Origin of the sequence: Candidatus Erwinia haradaeae, assembly GCF_900698995.1 — a bacterium.
GTDB lineage: Bacteria > Pseudomonadota > Gammaproteobacteria > Enterobacterales > Enterobacteriaceae > Erwinia_E > Erwinia_E haradaeae_C.
In genome coordinates this window covers 925,301-946,968 of the sequence record NZ_LR217735.1, presented here as the reverse complement: position 1 = coordinate 946,968, position 21,668 = coordinate 925,301, and the positions used below count along the sequence as shown (strand labels likewise).

Annotated in this window: 14 protein-coding genes and 1 pseudogene; 2 read left to right on the top strand and 13 right to left on the bottom strand. The window is 33.1% G+C overall.

Going from position 1 to position 21,668, the window contains the following annotated elements:
- Positions 1–7: 7 nt before the first annotated feature.
- From ispD to cysJ, 9 genes and pseudogenes are all read right to left on the bottom strand, one after another.
- Positions 8–712: pseudogene (gene ispD / locus ERCISPPA3004_RS03020) on the bottom strand (2-C-methyl-D-erythritol 4-phosphate cytidylyltransferase); the annotation flags it as partial.
- Positions 713–901: 189 nt separating this feature from the next.
- The gene (locus ERCISPPA3004_RS03415; RefSeq protein WP_157990603.1) at positions 902–1,123 is read right to left on the bottom strand and encodes a septum formation initiator family protein; all 222 of its coding nucleotides are present in this window, start codon (positions 1,121–1,123) and stop codon (positions 902–904) included.
- A 200-nt stretch (positions 1,124–1,323) separates the two neighbouring features.
- Positions 1,324–1,929, bottom strand: a complete 606-nt coding sequence (cysC, locus tag ERCISPPA3004_RS03010; RefSeq protein WP_157990602.1) for an adenylyl-sulfate kinase — start codon at positions 1,927–1,929, stop codon at positions 1,324–1,326.
- 31 nt (positions 1,930–1,960) lie between these two features.
- Positions 1,961–3,361 carry a sulfate adenylyltransferase subunit CysN gene (gene cysN / locus ERCISPPA3004_RS03005; RefSeq protein WP_157990601.1) on the bottom strand — a complete coding sequence of 467 codons (1,401 nt, stop codon included), beginning with the start codon at positions 3,359–3,361 and terminating at the stop codon, positions 1,961–1,963.
- A 9-nt stretch (positions 3,362–3,370) separates the two neighbouring features.
- Complete coding sequence (cysD, locus tag ERCISPPA3004_RS03000; RefSeq protein ID WP_157990705.1) at positions 3,371–4,279, bottom strand: sulfate adenylyltransferase subunit CysD; 909 nt, start codon at positions 4,277–4,279, stop codon at positions 3,371–3,373.
- A 37-nt stretch (positions 4,280–4,316) separates the two neighbouring features.
- Positions 4,317–5,705 carry a siroheme synthase CysG gene (cysG, locus tag ERCISPPA3004_RS02995; RefSeq protein ID WP_157990706.1) on the bottom strand — a complete coding sequence of 463 codons (1,389 nt, stop codon included), beginning with the start codon at positions 5,703–5,705 and terminating at the stop codon, positions 4,317–4,319.
- Positions 5,706–6,718: 1,013 nt separating this feature from the next.
- On the bottom strand, positions 6,719–7,453 hold the full coding sequence (locus ERCISPPA3004_RS02990) for a phosphoadenylyl-sulfate reductase (RefSeq protein ID WP_157990600.1): 735 nt from the start codon (positions 7,451–7,453) through the stop codon (positions 6,719–6,721).
- 11 nt (positions 7,454–7,464) lie between these two features.
- Positions 7,465–9,183 carry an assimilatory sulfite reductase (NADPH) hemoprotein subunit gene (gene cysI / locus ERCISPPA3004_RS02985; protein WP_157990599.1) on the bottom strand — a complete coding sequence of 573 codons (1,719 nt, stop codon included), beginning with the start codon at positions 9,181–9,183 and terminating at the stop codon, positions 7,465–7,467.
- Positions 9,183–10,988 (bottom strand): NADPH-dependent assimilatory sulfite reductase flavoprotein subunit, encoded by a 1,806-nt coding sequence (gene cysJ, locus ERCISPPA3004_RS02980; RefSeq protein ID WP_157990598.1) that lies wholly within the window; start codon positions 10,986–10,988, stop codon positions 9,183–9,185. The genes cysI and cysJ overlap by 1 nt, the downstream gene beginning before the upstream one ends.
- Positions 10,989–11,617: 629 nt before the next feature.
- Between cysJ and queD the strand changes: the two genes are divergently transcribed.
- Positions 11,618–11,974 carry a 6-carboxytetrahydropterin synthase QueD gene (gene queD, locus ERCISPPA3004_RS02975; protein WP_415017143.1) on the top strand — a complete coding sequence of 119 codons (357 nt, stop codon included), beginning with the start codon at positions 11,618–11,620 and terminating at the stop codon, positions 11,972–11,974.
- Between the two features lie 440 nt (positions 11,975–12,414).
- On the opposite strand, the gene queE is transcribed toward queD, so the two are convergent.
- The 4 genes from queE to metK form a co-directional block, all read right to left on the bottom strand.
- Positions 12,415–13,086: a 7-carboxy-7-deazaguanine synthase QueE gene (gene queE / locus ERCISPPA3004_RS02970; protein WP_157990597.1), complete on the bottom strand. Its 672-nt coding sequence runs from the start codon at positions 13,084–13,086 to the stop codon at positions 12,415–12,417.
- A 213-nt stretch (positions 13,087–13,299) separates the two neighbouring features.
- The gene (locus tag ERCISPPA3004_RS02965; RefSeq protein ID WP_157990596.1) at positions 13,300–13,767 is read right to left on the bottom strand and encodes a DNA polymerase III subunit chi; all 468 of its coding nucleotides are present in this window, start codon (positions 13,765–13,767) and stop codon (positions 13,300–13,302) included.
- 208 nt (positions 13,768–13,975) lie between these two features.
- Positions 13,976–15,496 carry a leucyl aminopeptidase gene (locus ERCISPPA3004_RS02960; protein WP_157990595.1) on the bottom strand — a complete coding sequence of 507 codons (1,521 nt, stop codon included), beginning with the start codon at positions 15,494–15,496 and terminating at the stop codon, positions 13,976–13,978.
- 385 nt (positions 15,497–15,881) lie between these two features.
- Positions 15,882–17,054 (bottom strand): methionine adenosyltransferase, encoded by a 1,173-nt coding sequence (metK, locus tag ERCISPPA3004_RS02955; protein ID WP_157990594.1) that lies wholly within the window; start codon positions 17,052–17,054, stop codon positions 15,882–15,884.
- A 1,520-nt stretch (positions 17,055–18,574) separates the two neighbouring features.
- Here metK and ERCISPPA3004_RS02950 point away from each other — a divergent pair.
- Positions 18,575–20,692 (top strand): hypothetical protein, encoded by a 2,118-nt coding sequence (locus ERCISPPA3004_RS02950; RefSeq protein ID WP_157990593.1) that lies wholly within the window; start codon positions 18,575–18,577, stop codon positions 20,690–20,692.
- Positions 20,693–21,668 lie beyond the last annotated feature (976 nt).

Sequence of the window (21,668 nt, the reverse complement as noted above, 5' to 3'; positions counted from 1 at the left end):
TCCCTGGTAGATTAACGTTTGTAGACAGATAGGATTCAGCCAGTTCTAAATCTTCTGGGTACGTCACTTTTAAATTATCGCTGCGTCCTTTAATTAATTCAGGTTGATAGCCACAGAATTCTAGTGCGGATGCCTCATCAGTAATATTTTTTCCTAAATTAATTGCTCTTTTTAAACAATTTAATAGTAATTTTAACGGAAATAATTGCGGCGTTAATGCATGCCATAAGGAATTACGCTGTATACTGGCATAAATCTGATTACTTCCATCTGTAGCCTGTTTAATGGTGTCACGCACTGGAATCGCTAGAATACCACCAATTTTGCTGCTTAAAGTAAGACTGAGAATGCGCTCTAAATCTTCTGATCGCAAACAAGGTCGTGCAGCATCATGTATCAATACCCATTGAACAGGCGGGGCGGCTTGAAGAGCTGCTAACACTGAATTCGCACGCCACTGGCCACCTGTGACAGTAGTAACGCGTAAATTATGAGCTACTGATAAATGATTAAAGTACACATCTTCTGGATGTAGTGCAACTATTATTTTTTTAATCTCTATATTTTTTAACAATACATTTAAAGTATGCTCTAGAATTGTTTTTCCAGCAACAACGAGATATTGCTTAGGTCGCTTAGATTGCATGCGACTACCTACTCCTGCAGCAGGTACTACAGCGACTACATCCATTAATGAGGTATTATTTTCCATGATGCCTCATTTAAAATATATAAATCTAATCTGATTGTGTGACATATTTATAGTTTTAATCTTTAATCAAAGCATAAATAGTAATTTTTTTTGCAGACTAAATTTAGTGTCTCAGAATTATGTTAATAATGTTATATTTTCAATATATAATATAAGGTTATATAGAATTTATTTTTATATATCTAGCGTTTATTTAGTATTTGGATCTTTCAGAATGTCATCAGATTTATTTAAATCATTGATTCTCGATAAGAGTTTTTCATTCCTTTCTTTAAGCAGAGAATTGTATTCTTTTTGTAGTTTTAGATCGCTGTTAATATGATGAAAACTATTTATTCCATTTTTTCCCAACCAAAGAGAATATTGTAGCCAACTTAACAGAACTAGTAATAATAATATTAATTTATCCACAATGCCTCTCTATTCAACATTTTTCTATATTGCATTATTGTCACTATTTTTAGCAATAGCTGTTGTCTTTCGAAATTGTAAAAATTAACAATATAAAATCTTTTATTTTTGCGCTCTAGGAGATATACAACTAAAGTATGATAAAACTCATAAGAAATTATTTTTTGAATCTCTCGAAAAATATATAATAAATTATTATTTTAAGTTGTGAGAACCTTTTTTGAACGCAAAAACTCTAATACTTGCTCAGATAGATGTGACACCTTGTATTCACCATTTAGTCGTATTTCAGGTTGGAGTGGAATTTGATATTCTGAATGAATACCAGTAAAGTATCGTATTGCTCCACTACGTGCTTTCTGATATAAACCTTTTGGGTCGCGTGCCTCACATATGTCGAAAGGTGTATCGACAAAAATCTCTAAAAATTTCTCTTCTGTTAACATTTCACGCACCATTTGACGTTCGGCGCGATAAGGGGAAATTAACGCAGTCAGGACAATTAACCCAGCATCTACCATAAGTTTAGCTACTTCACCAATTCTTCGGATATTTTCATAACGATCAGGCTTATCAAAACCAAGGTCTCTGCATAAACCATGTCTTAAATTATCCCCATCAAGCAAATAACTGCTAACACCTATCTGATATAGTTTTTCTTCTACTGATCCTGCTATGGTAGATTTGCCAGAACCAGATAGACCAGTAAACCATAAAACTATACCTTGATGACCATGTAGTATCTCTCGAGATACGCGATTAATTGGATGATCATGCCATATTATATTTTTCTGATCCTGTGTCATTTTTCGCCCATGTTGTAATATAAGATGCGTTCTAATGTGGGAAGTGACGACGTATCAGAGCTTTTAGCTCTATCTCGAAAGACTCATAGTTGATGCCGTTGGTGTTGATATTGTCTGATAATACTTGACGTATCATACCGGCTCCTACAGTAGCGTTACTGAGACGATCGATAATAATAATTGAACCAGTTACTTGATTTTTTTCATAAACATCAACTGGAAGCATTTCGTCAAATATAACATCTACACGACCTATCGAGTTTAATGAAAGCTCTTTACTAGCGTGCTGCGTAAAGTTATTAATATTTATCTGGTAACAAATTTTATCAATACGCATGGAAGTTAATTTATTAGCGATTTTTATGTTAAAAATATTGCCCGGAATAAGGGGTTTTGTTGCCATCCAGATTATATCTATACTAGCAGATCGGACTGGTATTAATGTATCATCTGCATCTATTAGAAGATCTCCGCGGCTAATATCAATTTCGTTTTGTAATACTATGGTAATCGCTTCTCCCGCAATAGCATAATCTAGATTACCATCAAATGTCACTATACGAGATATATTGGATTGTATGCCACTTGGCATGGCTTTTATTAATTGCCCGACTTTCAACACTCCAGAAGAAAGTGTGCCAGAATAACCACGAAAATCAAAATTTGGACGATTAATATATTGTACTGGAAATCGCATGGGTTGTTTTATGATTTCGCGATGAACTTCAATAGTCTCTAGTAGCTTTAAAAGAGTTAAGCCTTTATACCAATGTATTTGACCAATGGCTCCAGTTACATTTACACCTTTTAAAGCAGATATAGGTATACAGTGAATATCAACGATAGAAGGCAGTTTAGTTGAAAAATTAACAAAATCTCTCTGAATTGCCTGAAAAATATCTTCTTTGTAATAGACCAAGTCCATTTTATTAATAGCCACGATTAAGTGTTTAATGCCTAAAAGTGTAGCAATTAAACTATGTCGTCGGGTTTGTTGTAAAATTCCTTTGCGCGCATCAATCAGCAGGATAGCCAGATCACAAGTAGAAGCGCCAGTTGCCATATTGCGCGTGTATTGCTCATGTCCCGGAGTATCAGCGATAATAAATTTACGATGATTAGTAGAAAAATAGCGATATGCAACATCAATAGTGATACCTTGTTCGCGCTCAGCCTGTAATCCATCTACCAAAAATGCTAGATCCAGTTCATCTCCTTGAGACCCATGGCGCTTGCTATCATTTTTTAATGATAGTAACTGATCGTCATAAATTTGTTTTGTATCATGTAATAATCGCCCGATAAGTGTACTTTTACCATCATCTACACTGCCACATGTAAGAAATCGCAATAGGCTTTGGTTTTTTTCTTTATGTACGTATGTTTCTGAATTTTTTTGAGTGAGGTTATCTATTGTAATAAAATTGGTCATAAAATTTCCTTAAAAATAACCCTGTCGTTTTTTTAGTTCCATAGAGCTAGTTTGATCGCAGTCTATCATACGACCTTTTCGCTCGCTGCTCTTACTAAGAAGCATTTCTGAGATGATATCAGGTACTGTATTTGCTGTTGATTCTACTGCTCCAGTTAGCGGCCAGCAGCCCAGGGTTCGAAACCGCACCATGCGTTTCTCAATGATCTCATTAGGTTTTAAGTTTATTCGATTATCATTAATTACTATAATTATGCCATTACGTTGTAGAACTGGACGAAGAGCTGCTAAATATAATGGAACAATTTTGATATGCTCAATAAAAATATATTCCCAGATATCTATTTCAGTCCAGTTAGAGAGCGGAAATACACGAATGCTTTCACCTTGATTAATGATTCCATTATAGTTATTCCATAACTCTGGGCGTTGATTTTTAGGGTCCCATCGATGAAAGCGATCGCGAAAAGAATAAATACGTTCTTTAGCGCGTGATTTTTCTTCATCACGGCGGGCCCCTCCGAAAGCTGCATCAAAGCTATATTTATCTATAGCTTGTTTGAGGCCTTCAGTTTTCATAATATCTGTATATTGTGTACTATTATGCTCAAATGGATTAATTTTTATTTTTTCTCCTGCTGGGTTACGATAAACTAATAGTTTTATACCTAGTTCTTTTACAGTATGATCACGAAACTCGTACATTTCGCGAAATTTCCATCCAGTATCCACATGTAACAGAGGAAATGATATGGTACCTGGGTAGAAGGCTTTACGTGCTAAATGCAACATAACTGATGAATCTTTTCCGATAGAATACAACATTACTGGATTAGCGAACTCTGCTACAACCTCGCGGATAATATAAATACTTTCCGCTTCTAATTGACGTAGATAGGTTAGTTTTTTTATATCCATAATATGCCCTTGAGAAAAGTTAGAATATATAGACATGTTATCCATGTATTTTTTTAGAATTTTGATACCATGCTAGTTGTTGGTGCAGATTAACTACCGCTCCTATAACTAATAACGTTGGAGCGGAGGTATGTTGTGTGAGTTCGAATAGGTTTTGTAATGTTCCGGTTTTAACCTGCTGATCTGGATGCGTTCCCCGGCTAATAACAGCTACAGGTGTTGTTAGATCACGACCATGTCTAATTAATTGGTGAGAAATTTGATCTGCAGTTATAGAGCCCATATAAATCACTAACGTCTGATCAGAGTTAGATAGTGTTGACCAGTCGATGACTGTCCCGTTGTCGCGGCAATGTCCGGTGACAAATAAAACACTCTGTGCATAGTCCCTATGTGTCAATGGAATGCCAGCATATGCAGTAACGCCAATCGCAGCAGTGACGCCAGGTACAACCTGAAATGGAATGCCAGCTAATGCTGCCGCTTGCAGTTCTTCGCCACCACGACCAAAGATGAAGGGGTCGCCACCTTTTAAACGAACTACCCTTTTACCTTGTTTAGCTAATTTTATTAACATATGGTTAATATTTTCTTGCGAAATGCTATGAGCATTAGCACGCTTTCCTACGCAGATGCGCTCGGCATCTCGTCGACCTAAGTTTAAGATTTCATCACTGACTAAATAGTCATATAATAATACATCAGCTAGCTGCATCACCTGTAATCCACGTAAAGTTAGCAGTCCGCTGCTACCTGGTCCAGCGCCTACTAGAATGATTTCACCTAGTGATACGTTTATATCACCTAACTGGCGATCTAAGACACGTTTAGCCTCATCTATATTGCCAGAGGCTATGTAACTAGAGAATAAACCGTTAAAAGCTTTATCCCAAAAATGACGACGGTCCGACAGTATATAAAAACGTTTTTTAACTTTACTACGCCACTGATTTGCTATTTTTGCCATTTGCCCGATATGAGCTGGTAGTAAAGATTCTATTTTTTCACGTAATGATCGTGATAGCACAGGAGCTGTTCCGCCAGATGAAATGGCTATAACTACCGGGGAGCGGTCAATAATAGAAGGAAAAATAAAAGAACAGTTTGGCAGTTCGTCCACTACATTGGCTAGAAGATATCGATCAGTAGCATCTTGATATATTCGGCTATTTAGTTGAGAATCATTTGTGGCAGCAATTACTAGAAAAACTTGTTCAAGTTGGTTAGGATGATAAATTTTTGCTATCCATTGTAGGTGATTTGTTGCTAACATATCTAATAGCGTTTTAGATAATTTCCAAGACACAACCCGTACATTAGCTCCAGCCTGAGTTAGTAGTTGAATTTTTCGTGCCGCTGTTTGACCACCGCCCACTACTAGTACTGGCTTTTGTCTTAGATTAGCAAAAATAGGTAAATAATCCACATGAACCTTCATAATAACATAAGCTGATACAGGAGTATATGTGCTATTTTAAAGTGTAATAAAATTACTATTTAAAATAAGTCATTATAAAATAAGTTTAACATAATGTAGTAAAAAAGAAGTATTCTAATTTTAGATTTTCATAGAACATTAAGTGTTATTAAGTATTAAATATAGTGATTTTATAGTTGAATAGTTATCTTGGGCATACTAGTAATACTAAAAATTTATTAATATAAAAATATTATATTTATAAATTTAGTATTTATCGTAAATAACGAAATAAATTATATTTATTTAATAGGATGATTATCTATCTTATTGGAAATTATTTTATGACATTTGAGTGGTTTTAGGTTAGAAACTGTAACAATATATAAAATTTTTTTGAGCATTATCTTGAGTATGCATATCATCGATAGCATACTTATAAGCGTTTATAGAAAAGATAATTAAGGAGTGTTACGCCAATATTATTTGCATTAATAAAATATTAATTTTAATATAAGCAGTTTATATTAATTTAATAATTTATATGTAAACAATGTCTAAAAATAAGACATAAAGTTTAATGTATTAAACATTAATGACACTAGTATTATTTGTATTGTTTATAGATCTAGAATATTGTGTAATATTTATATTTTAGCATTTTTATTTACTTTATAATATCGGATATTTATTGCTTTATCGAGTATCAATAATAAATCTGTGATAAATATATATTTTTATTATACCAAGCATCCTGGAGATATACTAAGCATTTTGGAGAAACAGTTTTCAAAAATTCAATATCTAATATGGATCTCTATGTTTTTGTTAATTGTAGTATGTTTTTAGAAATTTCAGTTTACTGAACTATTGCTGACCGTGGAATTGTTAGCTAGAAAATATTAAACTATCTAAAGTAATATAACAGAGTGTATATATTATTTTTAAATATAATATACCGCACTCAAGACTATTATGAAAGTATTATGTCTAATGTTACCTAAATCATCATCAATAAATTTTTAATCTTCATGCAAGCCGCATTCTCTTTTTAAACCAAAAAATCGAGTCTCTTCTTCTTTCATTCCTATTTCTAGTTTTCTGGTAGTATGAACATCTCCAACGGACACATAACCACAATTCCATAAAGGATGGTAATTGAGATTGTATTTTTTAATATAATTAAAAATTTTTCGATCATCCCAGTCAATAATCGGAAGTAGCTTAAAAATACCATGCTGAATCGTTAGAATTGGTAGATTTGCGCGAGTACTTGCTTGAGCACGGCGCAGACCTGCAAACCAGGTTTTTGCGTTTAATTTTTTAATTGCACGTTTTAAAGGTTCTATTTTGTTGATTTGATTGTATTTTTCAATGCCTTCTATGCCTTGCTCCCACAACTTACCGTATCTTGATTCTTGCCAAGCTGGACTTTGCAAACACCGAAATACATGTAATTTTAGTTGCATTTTTTCGGTCAAATGATCAATAAACTGATAGGTTTCTGGAAATAAATAACCAGTATCAGTAAGAACTACTGATATATCAGTTTTTTGTTGCGTGACTAGATGTAAACTAACCACTGACTGTATACCAAAACTAGATGTTAACACAGCTTCTCCTGGTAGGTTTTCTAGCCCCCATTTAATACGATCTTCAGATTGGAGCTGAGTTAGCTCATGATTAATATTCTTGAGTGCTGTAGCACGTTCCTTCTTTGATAACTGGCATAGCTCCATAAGGTTAAGTATTTCCATCTATTTCTCCGTTATTGCCAAAAATCTCTGGCTGGGTCTACTACTGGTTTGATAAGGCTATTTCGAATAGCAAAATCACCAAATCCTTCGTTTGCTTCTCTTAAATTAGACCATTGATAAATTAATTTATCAAGGATTTTTAAGGTATCCTCGATGCTAATATTTTTTTGATATATACGAGGAATTCGCGTGCCAATACGATTACCACCTAGGTACATATTGTAGCGTCCAGGTGATCTTCCTATTAATCCAATTTCAGCTAGCAATGCGCGGGCGCATCCATTAGGACATCCGCTAATGCGAAAAACAATATACTCATCTCCTACGCCATATTTTGTCATAATTGTTTCTATATGCGTAACAAATTCTGGTAGAATTCGCTCTGCTTCGGCCATGGCTAGAGGGCATGTTGGAAATGAAACGCAAGCCATTGAATTTTCACGCTGATGGCTCGTGTTTCCCATTAGACTATATAATCTCGCTATTGTTTCAATTTTTTCTTTTTCTGATTTTGTTACTCCAGATACAATTAAATTCTGATTCGCGGTTAATCTAAAAAAACCCTTATGAATGTTAGCAATTTTTGCTACACCAGTTTTTAAAGGGCGATTTGGGTAATCTAAAAGCCGACCATTTTCAATAAATAAGGTTAGATTCCATTTATCATCTATACCATGTACCCACCCAAAACGATCTCCGCGATTTTCGAAGTGATAATGACGTATCGGCTCAAAAGTTACACCGGAACGATTTTCGACCTCAGTTTTAAAAACATGAGGACTAACACGCTCCAGGGTGTACTTAGTTTTAGCATTTTTGCGATTAGTACGATTTCCCCAGTCACGCTGAACAGAAATAACCGCTTCTGCTATTTTAAGAACGTTATGTTTAGATAAATAACCAAATTCAGTTGCAGTTCTCGGATAAGTTGTCTTATTATTATGATCTATTGAGAGACCACCGCCTACTAACAAGTTAAAACCAGTTAAGACTCCTTGTTCAATAATGGCAATAAAATTCATATCATTTGCATGCAGATCAACCTCATTATGCGGTGGAATTACAAAGGTGGTCTTAAATTTACGAGGTAAGTAGGTTTTACCTAAAATGGGTTCTGAGTCAGTAATAGTAGTTGATTTTTTTTTGTCAAGCCATATCTCAGCATAAGCTTTAGTGCGTGGTAGTAGATGCTCAGATATCTTTTTTGCATACTCATAGACTTCTTGATGGAATATAGATTCCATTGGGTTAGAGCTACATAACACATTACGATTTACATCATTAGCAGTACCTAGTGAATCTAAGCCCATGCTATTAAGTATTTTATGTGCTAATTTTAGGTTTTTTTTTAAAATACCATGAAATTGAAAAGTTTGGCGATTAGTTAAACGAATGCTGCCATATAAAGTATTTTCTGTAGCAAATTTATCTATAGCTAACCATTGCTCTGCGGTAATAACACCACCTGGTAAGCGACAACGTAACATCATGGCATGTTTTGCATCTAGCTTTTGTTCTGCTCGTTCCGCGCGAAGATCGCGATCATCTTGTTGGTACATCCCATGAAAACGAATTAGAAAAAAATTGTCACCATCAAAACCACCACTGACATTATTATTTAAATCTTCAGCAATACTTCCACGTAAATAACAACTTTGTGCCTTCATGCGTTCAGCATCAACCAGCTCACCTTCAATTAATAGCGGTCCAGAATATTTTTGATTACTCATTAGTAGATATCTCTCTGATAGCGGCGCTGAATACGTAAATTACTTAATAAGTCACTAGCCTCCACTGCATCCATGGAACCAAATTTTGTTATAATGTCTATTAATGCTTTTTCTACATCTTTCGCCATATAATGTGCAGAACCACATACATAGAGATGCGAACCATTTTTAATCCAACTCCATACTTCTTTGCCATTAGCACGGATTTTGTCTTGTACGTAAATTTTTTGACTTTGATCACGTGACCAAGATAAATCTATTCGAGTGAGTAGACCATCTTTTATGTATCTCTGCCATTCTACTTGATAAAGAAAATCCTCTGTGAAGTATGGGTTGCCAAAGAATAGCCAGTTCTTACCGGTTGACTCTTCACATTCACGTTGCTGCATGAAGGCTCGAAATGGTGCAATGCCTGTTCCGGCTCCAATCATGATTATTGGTGTTTGTGGGTTTTTTGGTAAACGAAAATTATCATTTTTTTCAATAAAGATACGTACTTCATCGCCTATATTTAAACGGTCTGCTAAATAACTAGAAGCCCCTCCGGCTCTATCACGTCCATCTATACGAAAGCGTATTACACTAACAGTAATATGTACTTCATTTTTATTTTCTTCCTGCGAAGATGATATAGAGTATAATCGCGGAGTGCATGGGCGTAGTATGCTAATAAGTTCTGTTGCGCTTATCTGACTTTTAGAAACGCGAATCATATCAACAATAGGTGTATTTTGTGCATACTTTTGTAATGATGTATTTTTATTATTAATCTGTTTCAATAAGATTTCACTTTTTGAAAGCTTAGCATAGTTTTCGACTATTTTGGGCGTGTTAACGGTAAGTTCAAAATGTTTTTTTAGCGCCTCTGCGATGGGAAGATTGTCTCCTTTTACTGACACTATCTCTTCTCCTGTAAGCGATAAGAGTGTTAGTAATTCTTGTATTAATAAGGTGTTATTTTCAAACCATACACCAAGGGCATCACCTGGTGTATAACGCAAGTTAGAATTCATCAGATCTATTTCAATGTGGCGTACATCTTTTTCTGATCCTCGTCCGGTAATTTTTTGATTAACTAATAAACGCGCTTTGAGTGGTTTATTTTTAGTATAAGTTATACAATTAATTTTATTAGTATTATCCTTTATCGCATAATCGTTTTGGTCAGATCTAAGAAGGACTCGTTTTTTTAGTATCTGAATAAGTTTAGCACGCCATGTCTGAGCTTGTTCAGCATATTCTATATCAGCATCCACGCGATCAAGAAGACGCTCACCGCCTAATTCAGCTAGCCTTTTATCAAAATCTTTACCTGCTTGACTAAATAGTTCATAGGAGCTATCTCCTAATCCAAATACCGAAAATGCAAGAGCATGCATTGTAGGCGCTTTTTTAGATATCAAAAATCGATATAATGCAATTGCTTCTTCAGGTGGCTCACCATTTCCTTGTGTGCACGTGATTAGAACCAACAGTTTTTCACGGCTGATATGTTTAAATTTATAATCACAAGCATGAATGTGATTTGCATTTAGTTTTGCTATTAAACACTCAGTACGTAATTTCTCGGCAAGATTACGGGCATTTCCAGTCTGTGAGGCAGATATGATTGTCACAGATTGAGGTTGGGTGGGTGTTAACTTGGTGTTAGAGTAATTGTTTTTTTCTTGGTGCATCTTCCCCCAAAAATAGCCAGATAGCCAGGCTAGTTGAGCCACTGTACAATCATCTGTAGCAGATTGTACATGAGATAGCTTTTCTGCTTCGATGGGTAGTATATTTTTTACAGGTGCTTTAGTAGTCATTATATCAAAAATCCCAGAGTTAGAGATCGATATCGATAAGGTAATGGTGAATGCGTAAAACTGATAAATAGGGGTTATTTAAACTTACATAAAACATTAGTTAAATAATTATTTAAAGTATTGTTCTATCAACAAAGCGATGATTTTTTTAAAAATTAGTTATTTGAGTATTATGTAAAACTATGCTTTATCAGAATGCCTATTCTGAAATAAATGCACTTATATTACAAGTAAATATCTTTCTGATTACGAGAAATCAGTATCTTCCTTTATTAGGAGTGTCCTGATTAATGTCTTTAGGTTATTTTTTAAAGGATAAAAAAAAGAATCGAGATACAAGATTTTATCTTATTAGTCAGAATCTTTATGAAGTATGTGGATAAATGTATAGTTTAATTATGTAACAATTTAAATAGATGATAAAATTATATAGTTAGTAACATATTAATTAGAGTGGAGATAAATATTTTATGGATAATGCATTAGTAGTTATAGTTATAAATGATGAGGTTAGCACGTTCTATCTTATGTGAGGCAAATAGTTTGTGTAAAATATTCTAAAGCATACTTAAGAAAACATTGTATCTGTTAATAGTTATTAATAAACTTTTATCAAGTTAGGTGGTATAATGATAACATTATTTAAAGATTTTAAATTTGAAGCTGCACATTATTTACCTTATGTCCCAAATGGTCACAAGTGCGGTAATTTGCATGGGCATTCTTTTGTAGTTCGCCTAGAAGTGAGTGCAGAAATTAATCCGCGTACTGGTTGGGTAATGGATTTTTCTGATATCAAGCTTGCATTTCACCCACTCTACACTCAGCTGGACCATGCTAATTTAAATCAGATATCAGGCCTTGAAAATCCAACAAGTGAAGTATTAGCTGTCTGGATTTGTCAAAAAATTAAACCAATACTTCCTGCTCTTAGTGCAGTTACAGTGCAAGAAACCTGTAATTCTGGATGTATATATCGTATATAATATTGTATATAATATTAAAGAAAAAGATCAAATAGTTGAGCTATTTAAAGGTTATTATTTTTTATATAATATCATACACAAAATTGCCAGCCTATGTTTATAGCATTTTATTATAAAATTCAGGTTTGTTATTCTTGATATTTTAGTAGATATAATATAGTGAAAATAATAATGTATTTGCTACTGATTTTGAATCATGTTTTTTTAGCTTTTTCCTATGATTTAATTTTAATTAGATGCTATAAAATAACATTAGATATCAATCTATAGTATAAAAACATTATGTAGGATATTATATGCTTAACGCATAGTCTTAAATATATTTAAAAAGATAACACATGTAACGTCATTACAGATGATTTTTTAGGTTATTGCGTAGCTTTAAGCAAAATTATTGCATAGAATATAAAAAAGTTAGGTTTGATTTTTAGATTATCAAATTAAGGAATATCTATATATTTATGTGTCTGCATTGATAGACGCCAGTTTTTCTGGATGCAAGTTTTAATACAGAGCTGGGTAGCGCTGGCTATGTGATTAATGGGTTGTAACGAAATAATTCGTTTTTTCTCATCTGTAATTTTTTTAATGTAGTTAATTAATGCATCAATATCACGTTGGCGACTAACCGGGTGTTTAATTTCATCAGCTCTTTTTAAGGCTTGATATAATAGATTATAGTTTTTATTTTTTTTGATTTTTGGAGAGACTGTAACCCAAGTTTCCACAGAGCATAGCACAACATGTGTTCCGCTAGTTTCTATTTGACAAGTTAATCCAGTAGCTTGCAAAGCAGCACTTAGTGGTCGTAGATCATAAAGACATGGCTCACCACCAGTTATTACAACATGCTTTGCTGTCCAGCCTAGTCTGATTATAGTATTTAGAATTTCCGTGGTATCAGCTGATCCCCATGAGTTGTTGTTTGAAATTTTCAAGGGGATCGATTGCCATGGTATTTCTTTATGAGATATTTTATCCCACGTATATTTAGTATCACACCACTGACAGCCAATTGGGCATCCTTGCAGGCGTATGAATATTGATGGAACGCCCACATAAACACCTTCTCCTTGTAAAGTTTGGAATATTGCATTAATTGGGTATTGCATTTATTCCTCTATAACTATAAACATAGTTTAAAACTTAAAATGATAGAGTATATTGGTATGTAACATTTGACTAGTGTTACATGCGAATAATTTTTGATTGATTGTATTAAAATAATCGCATAAAAACACAGTGTACTCTTAGTATATAATTTATAATCGATCATATTTGATGGTTTACCATGGTCTTTATTAAAGACATATAGTCTTTGTTATCTAATGATATTTAATTTGAGGCTGAGATAGTTTTATAGTATTTAATTTAAACCCTTGGTTTCGATATTGTTTGTAACGCTCGCGTGCTAATTTTTTAGATGACTCCTCTAGTGGTACAAAATCTATTATTTCACAAAAAGATAGTATATAATTAGAACATTTTGTGAGTAGATTAACGACTACATCGTATTTTTTATTAGAGCAAAAATCTTCCCATGTAAGTTCTATCGGTGCGCCATGTTTTGGTCCTGCATTTGCTATATTATGAGGTATAAAAGAATAAGGTAAGTTTTCCCAGAGCATATCATCTAGCTGAATCGCTTGTTTTTTGTTTTTGCAGGCGATTAATACACGTTTATTTTTATAATGCCATGTTTTGTAAACTAAGCTACAAATTAATTCTTCTTGTGTGGTGATGGTAGATAATTGTTGATTGGGTGCTAAAAGATAGAAGCTTGCATGTTTCATCAGAATATATTCTTCAAACGTCCAATAATGTAGTTATCAAGGGTGATAGTGAGTAAAATCTTTCAATCAATCTAAAACAATTAGATTATAAAACTAAAAACAATTAGATTAGAAGAAAAGAAATTGTCTAGTATCACAATGTTCTAGAATTCACTGTATGGATTACATATGTCTCGTGTGTGTATTGTAGATTCATTCTAAAAGAATCCTAGGAAGATCTGATTACACGATTGGCGCGATTGATTAAAAACTGAGATAATAAAGCTACTGGTCGACCGGTAGCTCCTTTTGTGCGCCCAGAGTGCCATGCAGTGCCGGCTATATCTAGGTGTGCCCAATGGTACTTATGAGCAAAACGTGCTAAAAAACAAGCTGCGGTAATAGCTCCAGCATATTTCTTGCCAATATTAGCTATATCAGCAACACTAGAGTCTAATTGTTGTTGATATTGTTCTGTAATTGGCAGTCTCCAAATGTGATCTCCAGTTTGTTCTGCTGCAGCTCTTAGTTCATTCGCTAGTGGATTATAGTTAGAAAATAATCCGCTCATGTGATGCCCTAATGCCACAACACAAGCACCCGTTAATGTAGCTATATCGATTACTGTGTTGGGCTGAAAACGCTCAATGTATGTCAATACATCACACAATACTAATCGACCTTCAGCATCAGTATTTAATACCTCCACCGTTTGTCCGGACAAGGTAGTCACCACATCTCCTGGTCGATAAGCGTAGCTACCTGGCATGTTTTCACAGCCAGCCATAATGCCAATGATGTTAAGTGGTAAATTAAGCTCAGCAGCTACACGCATAGCGCCATACACAGATGCTGCACCACACATATCATATTTCATTTCATCCATATTTTCGCTTGGTTTAAGTGAAATGCCACCAGTATCGAAGGTTACCCCTTTTCCAATTAAGATGATAGGATTAGTTTTTGGATCTAAAGCGCCGGAATATTTAATCACTGACATTATAGACTCATTACGTGATCCATGACCAACAGCGAGATAAGCATTCATGCCTAACTCGGTCATCTCTTTCTCTCCAACTGAATAAGTAGTAATTTTTTGACTCCATTCTTCGGATAACTGACGCGCTTGTGTAGCAAGATAAGAAGCATTGCAGATATTTGGTGGCATATTACTAATATCTTTTGCTATTTTGATGCTAGCTGCGATAGCTAAACCGTGTGTTATAGCATGCGTTCCAATACTGAGTTCACTGTTTTTAGAGAGACTAAAGATGACACTATGTAATGAGGACGTTGGTAATTTTTTTTTATTTTTTAATTGATTAAAGCTATATACTGCATCATGAGTCACTTCTGTGGCATGACGTATTCTCCAGTATACGTTACAGCCTTTAATATGAACTGGTGTTTCAGTAAGAAAACAGATGGCCTTTGTGAACCCTGAGTTGTTTAATTCTTGAATAGTTTTGTAAATGATTTTTTTATAATTTTCTTGGTTGATGTCTCGTTTCTTACCACATCCAATTAATAAAATACATTTAGAAAAAATTTTTGGCACATGATGTAATAACAGAGTTTGTCCAATTTTTCCTTGCATTGAGCTATTTATTATTACAGAACGAATGTAACCGTCACTAATTTTATCTAATTTTTCAGCAATTGGGGATAGTCGTCGAGATGCAAAAATTCCTATAACAATACAGGTATGTTTATATTTTTCTAAGTTACCAATCCGAACAGTGCATTTCATGTACTCTCCTGTTTGTTCTTTTTAAAGAAACGCCCATGTAGGTATAATGGATAATGGTCTTTATATTAATAATTTTGCGTTATATGTACATATATGCGCAGTATAGTTTATGTTATGGTATATGTGTATTCCCTGAAATTGTTATGTAATTGTAAGATGCTAAAGCATTCTAATATTTTTGATAGAATGTGTTTTTAATAGAATGTTTATCTTCATTATTTTTATTATTCATTTCAGATATAGATTCACTGCTGTACATATTCTATGTGACACACTGTAAATATAATAATGAGTTCACTATTTAGATATGGATATATTTTTAAGTTTGAAAATTTCTAAAATGTATATAAATTTTAACTTTAACAAGTATCAGAAATTTAACAATTTATTCTATTGAAGTAAGTCTTTTTAGACCAGCTTCTTCTCGTAGCTGAATAGCTTTATCAGTTTTTTCCCATGGAAACTGTTCACGACCAAAGTGACCATAAGTAGCGGTTTCACGATAAATTGGGCGAAGCAAGTTTAACATTTGAATAAGACCGTATGGTCTTAAGTCAAAGATTTTTCGTACTAATTGAATCAGTGTTTGATTTTTTATCTTTTCGGTACCAAATGTTTCTATCATAATTGAGGTTGGTTCAGGGATACCTATAGCATAAGAAATTTGAATCTCACATTTTTTGGCAAGTCCGGCAGCAATAATGTTTTTTGCAACATATCTTGCTGCATATGCAGCAGATCGATCAACTTTGGAGGGGTCCTTGCCAGAGAACGCTCCACCACCATGACGAGCCATGCCTCCATAAGTGTCTACTATAATTTTACGACCAGTTAATCCGCAGTCAGCCATTGGGCCGCCGATAACAAAGCGACCAGTGGGGTTAATATAGTACTTTATAGTGTTGTGAAGCCATTGTTTTGGCAGGACAGGTTTGATGATTTCTTCTAGTACCGCCTCTTGAATATCTCTTTGTGAGATGTCTTCTGAATGTTGAGTGGAGAATACAACTGTGTCAATACCAACAACCTTTCCATCTTCGTACTGAAATGTGAGCTGACTTTTTGCATCTGGACGAAGCCAGGGTAATGTGCCATTTTTTCGAACTTGAGATTGTCGCTGCACTAGTCGATGCGCATAAGTCACTGGTGCTGGCATCAGGACATCCGTCTCATTGGTTGCATATCCAAACATTAATCCCTGATCACCAGCCCCCTGTTCAATTGGATTGGATCGATTAATGGCTCGATTAATATCGGGTGATTGTTTACCAATAGCGTTTAGCACAGAACAGGAGTTTGCATCAAACCCCATATCAGAATGAATATAGCCAATATCTCGAATGCTTTGTCGAGTAATTTCCTCGATATCTACCCAGGCGGTAGTAGATATTTCACCGCCAACCATAACCATGCCTGTTTTTACATATGTTTCACAGGCTACCTTGGCTTGTGGATCTTGTTCAAGGATGGCATCTAGTATAGCATCAGAAATTTGATCAGCAATTTTATCAGGATGCCCTTCGGATACTGATTCGGACGTAAAAAGATATGTGGACATGTTTTGTATACCTAAGAACTAGTGCGGTAGTAGTTACATTAAAGAAAAATTATAACACATTAAAACATATAGATCTTAGAGACGTGAATAATATGTATATTTAGGCTATAATATTTATAATTTATATTGATAGTTTGAATATAATTGGTTTGATTTTAAGTGTAATAATTTTAAAATTTAAGATAGCAAGGTATCTGGTGATCTGTACTATATTACCGTAATGGATACGACATGCATAACTACTTGATTGACTAATTTTTAATAATCACGAGACAATTATTGCTATCAAGATCATTAATTTTGTAAGAAACACTATAATTATATGTTAAAATTTGATTTTAATAGTTATTAACATTTTAAGCTCTATCCTTTTATTATATAATATATCTGATTTTTAAAATAAGTAAATATTTGTCATATTTATATTGTATGTGCGATATATAATATTATTATAGAATTAACTGCGTGATATATTTTTTAGATTATATGGCCGAATATGATATTTAAACATATTAAGATTATATTGTAAATAATATAATCTTAATTATAAATGATGTTTAATATTCTTATCTATTATTTATCATCTAGTAATTATAATAAATATTATAACTATAAATTATTTATATTGTATTTATAATGAAATTATAAATACAATATAAAGTATAAAGTATAATGATTATTACAACTAGATTTGACTTAGAGGGTATTCTAAAATGTTGAATGATTAGTTTAACATTTACTACTTTAGTATCTACTTTATAAATTTTCCTAAAAACTAACATTAAAAGATTACTATTTATAAGTCACTTTGGCTTTGTAGTTTTTACTAATACCAATGATATATTTTATAAGAATTACTATTTGTGATTATTAAATGCAATATATTTATTTTTATTTATTTTATTTATATGAGATAGAATAGGCAATATTTCTGATATAAGGGTAATATTTCTTACATAGATGTTATTATAAAGACTATGACTTAAATTGTACTATTATTATCTGATATTAAAATTATATTAGTTTTTTATTAAAAGAAACATACAGATTTAATAGTACTGGTTACTTAAATTTTTTTCAGTAATAATAAAGATAAAATATTAATAATTAATATAGTAAAAATTTAAAATAAAATTTTTAATTATATGTTATATAAAGCTATTTAGTACATATTTCAATTAATATATTTTATTTAATTTTTTCACTATTATTTTATCTAGTATGATACTAGATCATACTAGATTTTATTGGTTAATTTTTAATAATTTAGATTAGATTCTGAATTTTTTGAATAAAAATAGCATATATATTTTCATTTTATTTATTTGATATACGAACATCAAATAGGGATTATTAAATAGTAGTTAATAAATCTACGTAATATAGATTTTACTAGGCTTTCTCGAAGGGCATTATGTTTTATGAAATTTTCCAATATGATAATCAGTGTATGTTGTAAGTACATTCATTATATTTTCTATGTGTTATTTTTTTTTAGTACAATTTCTTTAGTTTTTGCTGTGACTATACCCATACTACCTAAAGAGGAATCTGTCGATGATGCATTAAAAACACAATTAGCATCTCATGCTGATCCTGAGTCTCATGTAGTATATGCCATCTCTTCTAATGGAGAGGTGGCAGGAGGGTACTCTTCTATTCAAGAGTACCAGAGGCAAGCGTCTGTTTGGTCTGGTTTGTCCTGGGCTCATCCAACTAAATTAGGCACATTAAAATCTGATAATACAGGCATGGCAAGTATATTAGCTTTATCTACTGATGGAAAAATAGCAGGAGGTTATTCTACTCCTGTTAATACAGATTCGCGCCATGCAGTGATATGGTCTGGAGATAACTGGAAAATAGCAACCGATATAGATAGTCAGAGATCGAATCATGCTATAGTTTCTGAAGTATCATCTTTGTCTGCTGATGGAAAAATAGCAGGAGGTCACTCTAGTGCGAATGATAAAGATTTACTCACGGGCGCGATTTGGTCTGGCGATCATTGGGGGACTTATACTAATGTCGGAATGGATATAGAACATGCCAAATATCCTATATACTCTGGGGTATCAGTGTTATCTGGTGATGGAAAAGTAGCTGGTGGATATATGAGCCGCAATAGGCATGCTTCGCATGCGATTATCTGGTCTGGTGCTAACTGGGGAAAAAAGACTATTGTGGATGGATCATCTTCTGATAGTATTTTTGATAAATTATTTAATAATTCCGTATCTGAGGTATTGGCTTTATCTTTTGATGGAAAAGTCGCAGGCGGGTTCAGAATTAATGAAAAAAACATTCCTCAAGCTACTGTTTGGTTAGGTGATAATTGGGTAAAACAAGTTCATTTAGGCACACTAAGTAGTAGCGCCTCTGGAGAATCAAAAGTCTTATCTCTTTCTCCTGATGGTCTCATAGCAGGCGGATACTCCAGTATTAATGGAAATGGTTCTGTATGTCATGCAATTATTTGGTCTGGCAAGGATTGGAAAAATAAAATTGATTTAGGTACATTAAAAAATGATCTCTCTGGATCTTCTGAGATCTTTTCTTTTTCTCCTAACGGAAAGATTGCTTTTGGAGAATCTGATGCAGACGATATAGTCAAACATCCGTTTTTATTTAGAGTACCGCGAGAGGCTTCTGATCTCTTACAGCTTGACTCTGTAAGCTCTAAAAGATTAATTGAAGATAAAAATATGCATATGATGAAACCATTTTTGGTTGATGCAATTAATACCCGTTCTGCTATTAACCAAGTTTCTACTGATGCTTTTACATTAATTAAATCACAAGAACATACGTTAACTAATTTACAGCAAGGATGTGTTGCTGGTAATAATCGCTTATGCTGGTTAATCTATACTAAACCTGCAGCATTTATGGCGAAAAACGTCATACCTGTAGTCAATTTAGGATATGGAGTAACAGAAAGATTTTCTCTAGGGGGTGTTATTACACGTCCGCTATCTAATTATTTTCCTAATAGTTACAAAATGAATGGAAACAATCTTGGCTTGGGGTTATATGCTGATTGGCATGCTTTTAAGCGATTCGGAGAATTTTATTTTCGTCCGGCTGTATCTTTTAGCCAGTATGAAGCTGATATTGAACGATTTGCGTTACCTCATACTGAATATGGTCAAGGTAATAGCACGCTCAATGGATTTAGTTCATCTTTAGAATGGGGAGGGGGTAATCCTATTCTTGGTCAATCTGTTTTATTTTTCTGGCATACAGGTTTACGTTATAACCATTTTTCTCGTAATGCATACCAGGAAGATAATATGATTACTCTTCCTGTATCTTATAATAAGATTAATCATGGCAATGCCAGAGGAGATCTTGGAGCTGATATTCGAGTATCAATCGTACGTCACCTGATATGGCTCTGTGGAATTAAAATAGAGCATATCCTGAAGGAGAATGATTTAATATCAAATTCTAGTATTTATGAAACCAGCCGTCTTAGTATTCGTAATATCTCACCAAAAACTTCTACTATTTTAAAGAACGGGATGGTATACACACTGAGTAATAATATTTCTGTATCTGTATTTGAATCAATTATTCCCAGCACTTCTGGGCATGAAAATTGGAAATTTTCTTGTAGCTTAACCGGCACATTTTAATATTTTAATATTTAGTATGAAAGACAAGACAATGAGATATAATAATTATTATATCTCATTGTCTTGTCTTTATATATTTTTGTATCGCTTAGTTACAATGACTCATGTATTGATAGTGGTATAACATGAAAATTCTCTATAAACCTCTATAAACCCATAGAAGATACTTAAGTACTGTGTAATGTTATTCTAAGTTATAAAATCAATATATGACTGATTTGTATTAAAGTTAATTAGAATTTGTATCATGATAAGTAATAGTTTATTTAGTATTAGTTTTTTAGCATGCAGCTAAATTATCGTTATGTTTAGCATGAGGTACTTTTTTATTATACCATTATTTTTCCATTATTATTTACAGTTTTATTTGTGTATATGATAATACCTCAGATTCTTTAGACGACCGTTTGAGATATAGCAAAATTTATACATTTTAATTTATTTTTCCTAAGATTTAACAATGATTAATAAAAGGTTGCAGATAGGATATGGATGTAATCAAATCATTTTTGCAGAATATTGTTTATTAGTTCATTTATGGCATTCGCATGTGATTTAAAATTAAAATAATTAAGTATGATATGATTTTATAGTTAATTATTTAATTATAGTTTAATAATCATATATTACAGTTTGTCGACATTGAGACTATACAATAATCTGTTTTGATATGAATATTATTCAATATTATTGATATTTCACTAGGCGTATAATATTTATACAGTTATCCGCCAAAACTAATAGCTTCTTGATTTTTCAAGTGGGTGGAATAGGTAAAATGGTATTAATAAGTATAGTTACTCTTAAAAAGATTTTAGATACTGTGTAAGTAGTTTTTTATTAATTTTTTCATGAGAATTCGTTGCAGTACGCACGATTAGTCTCATCTTTTTTGATTAAATATACTGTATTCTCTATTTTAGAGAAGCGCAGTGTAATATTCATTGTTCATTTATATGAACAATTACTCGAGATA

Excerpts from the sequence above, each read along its gene's own strand:
- cysJ (WP_157990598.1), bottom strand. The coding sequence starts at position 10,988 with ATGACTACTAAAGCACCTGTAAAAAATATACTACCCATCGAAGCAGAA.
- ERCISPPA3004_RS02960 (WP_157990595.1), bottom strand. The coding sequence starts at position 15,496 with ATGAAATGCACTGTTCGGATTGGTAACTTAGAAAAATATAAACATACC.
- cysC (WP_157990602.1), bottom strand. The coding sequence starts at position 1,929 with ATGACACAGGATCAGAAAAATATAATATGGCATGATCATCCAATTAAT.
- cysD (WP_157990705.1), bottom strand. The coding sequence starts at position 4,279 with ATGGATATAAAAAAACTAACCTATCTACGTCAATTAGAAGCGGAAAGT.
- queE (WP_157990597.1), bottom strand. The coding sequence starts at position 13,086 with ATGCAATACCCAATTAATGCAATATTCCAAACTTTACAAGGAGAAGGT.
- cysI (WP_157990599.1), bottom strand. The coding sequence starts at position 9,183 with ATGAGTAATCAAAAATATTCTGGACCGCTATTAATTGAAGGTGAGCTG.
- metK (WP_157990594.1), bottom strand. The coding sequence starts at position 17,054 with ATGTCCACATATCTTTTTACGTCCGAATCAGTATCCGAAGGGCATCCT.
- cysN (WP_157990601.1), bottom strand. The coding sequence starts at position 3,361 with ATGACCAATTTTATTACAATAGATAACCTCACTCAAAAAAATTCAGAA.
- queD (WP_415017143.1), top strand. The coding sequence starts at position 11,618 with ATGATAACATTATTTAAAGATTTTAAATTTGAAGCTGCACATTATTTA.
- ERCISPPA3004_RS02990 (WP_157990600.1), bottom strand. The coding sequence starts at position 7,453 with ATGGAAATACTTAACCTTATGGAGCTATGCCAGTTATCAAAGAAGGAA.
- ERCISPPA3004_RS02965 (WP_157990596.1), bottom strand. The coding sequence starts at position 13,767 with ATGAAACATGCAAGCTTCTATCTTTTAGCACCCAATCAACAATTATCT.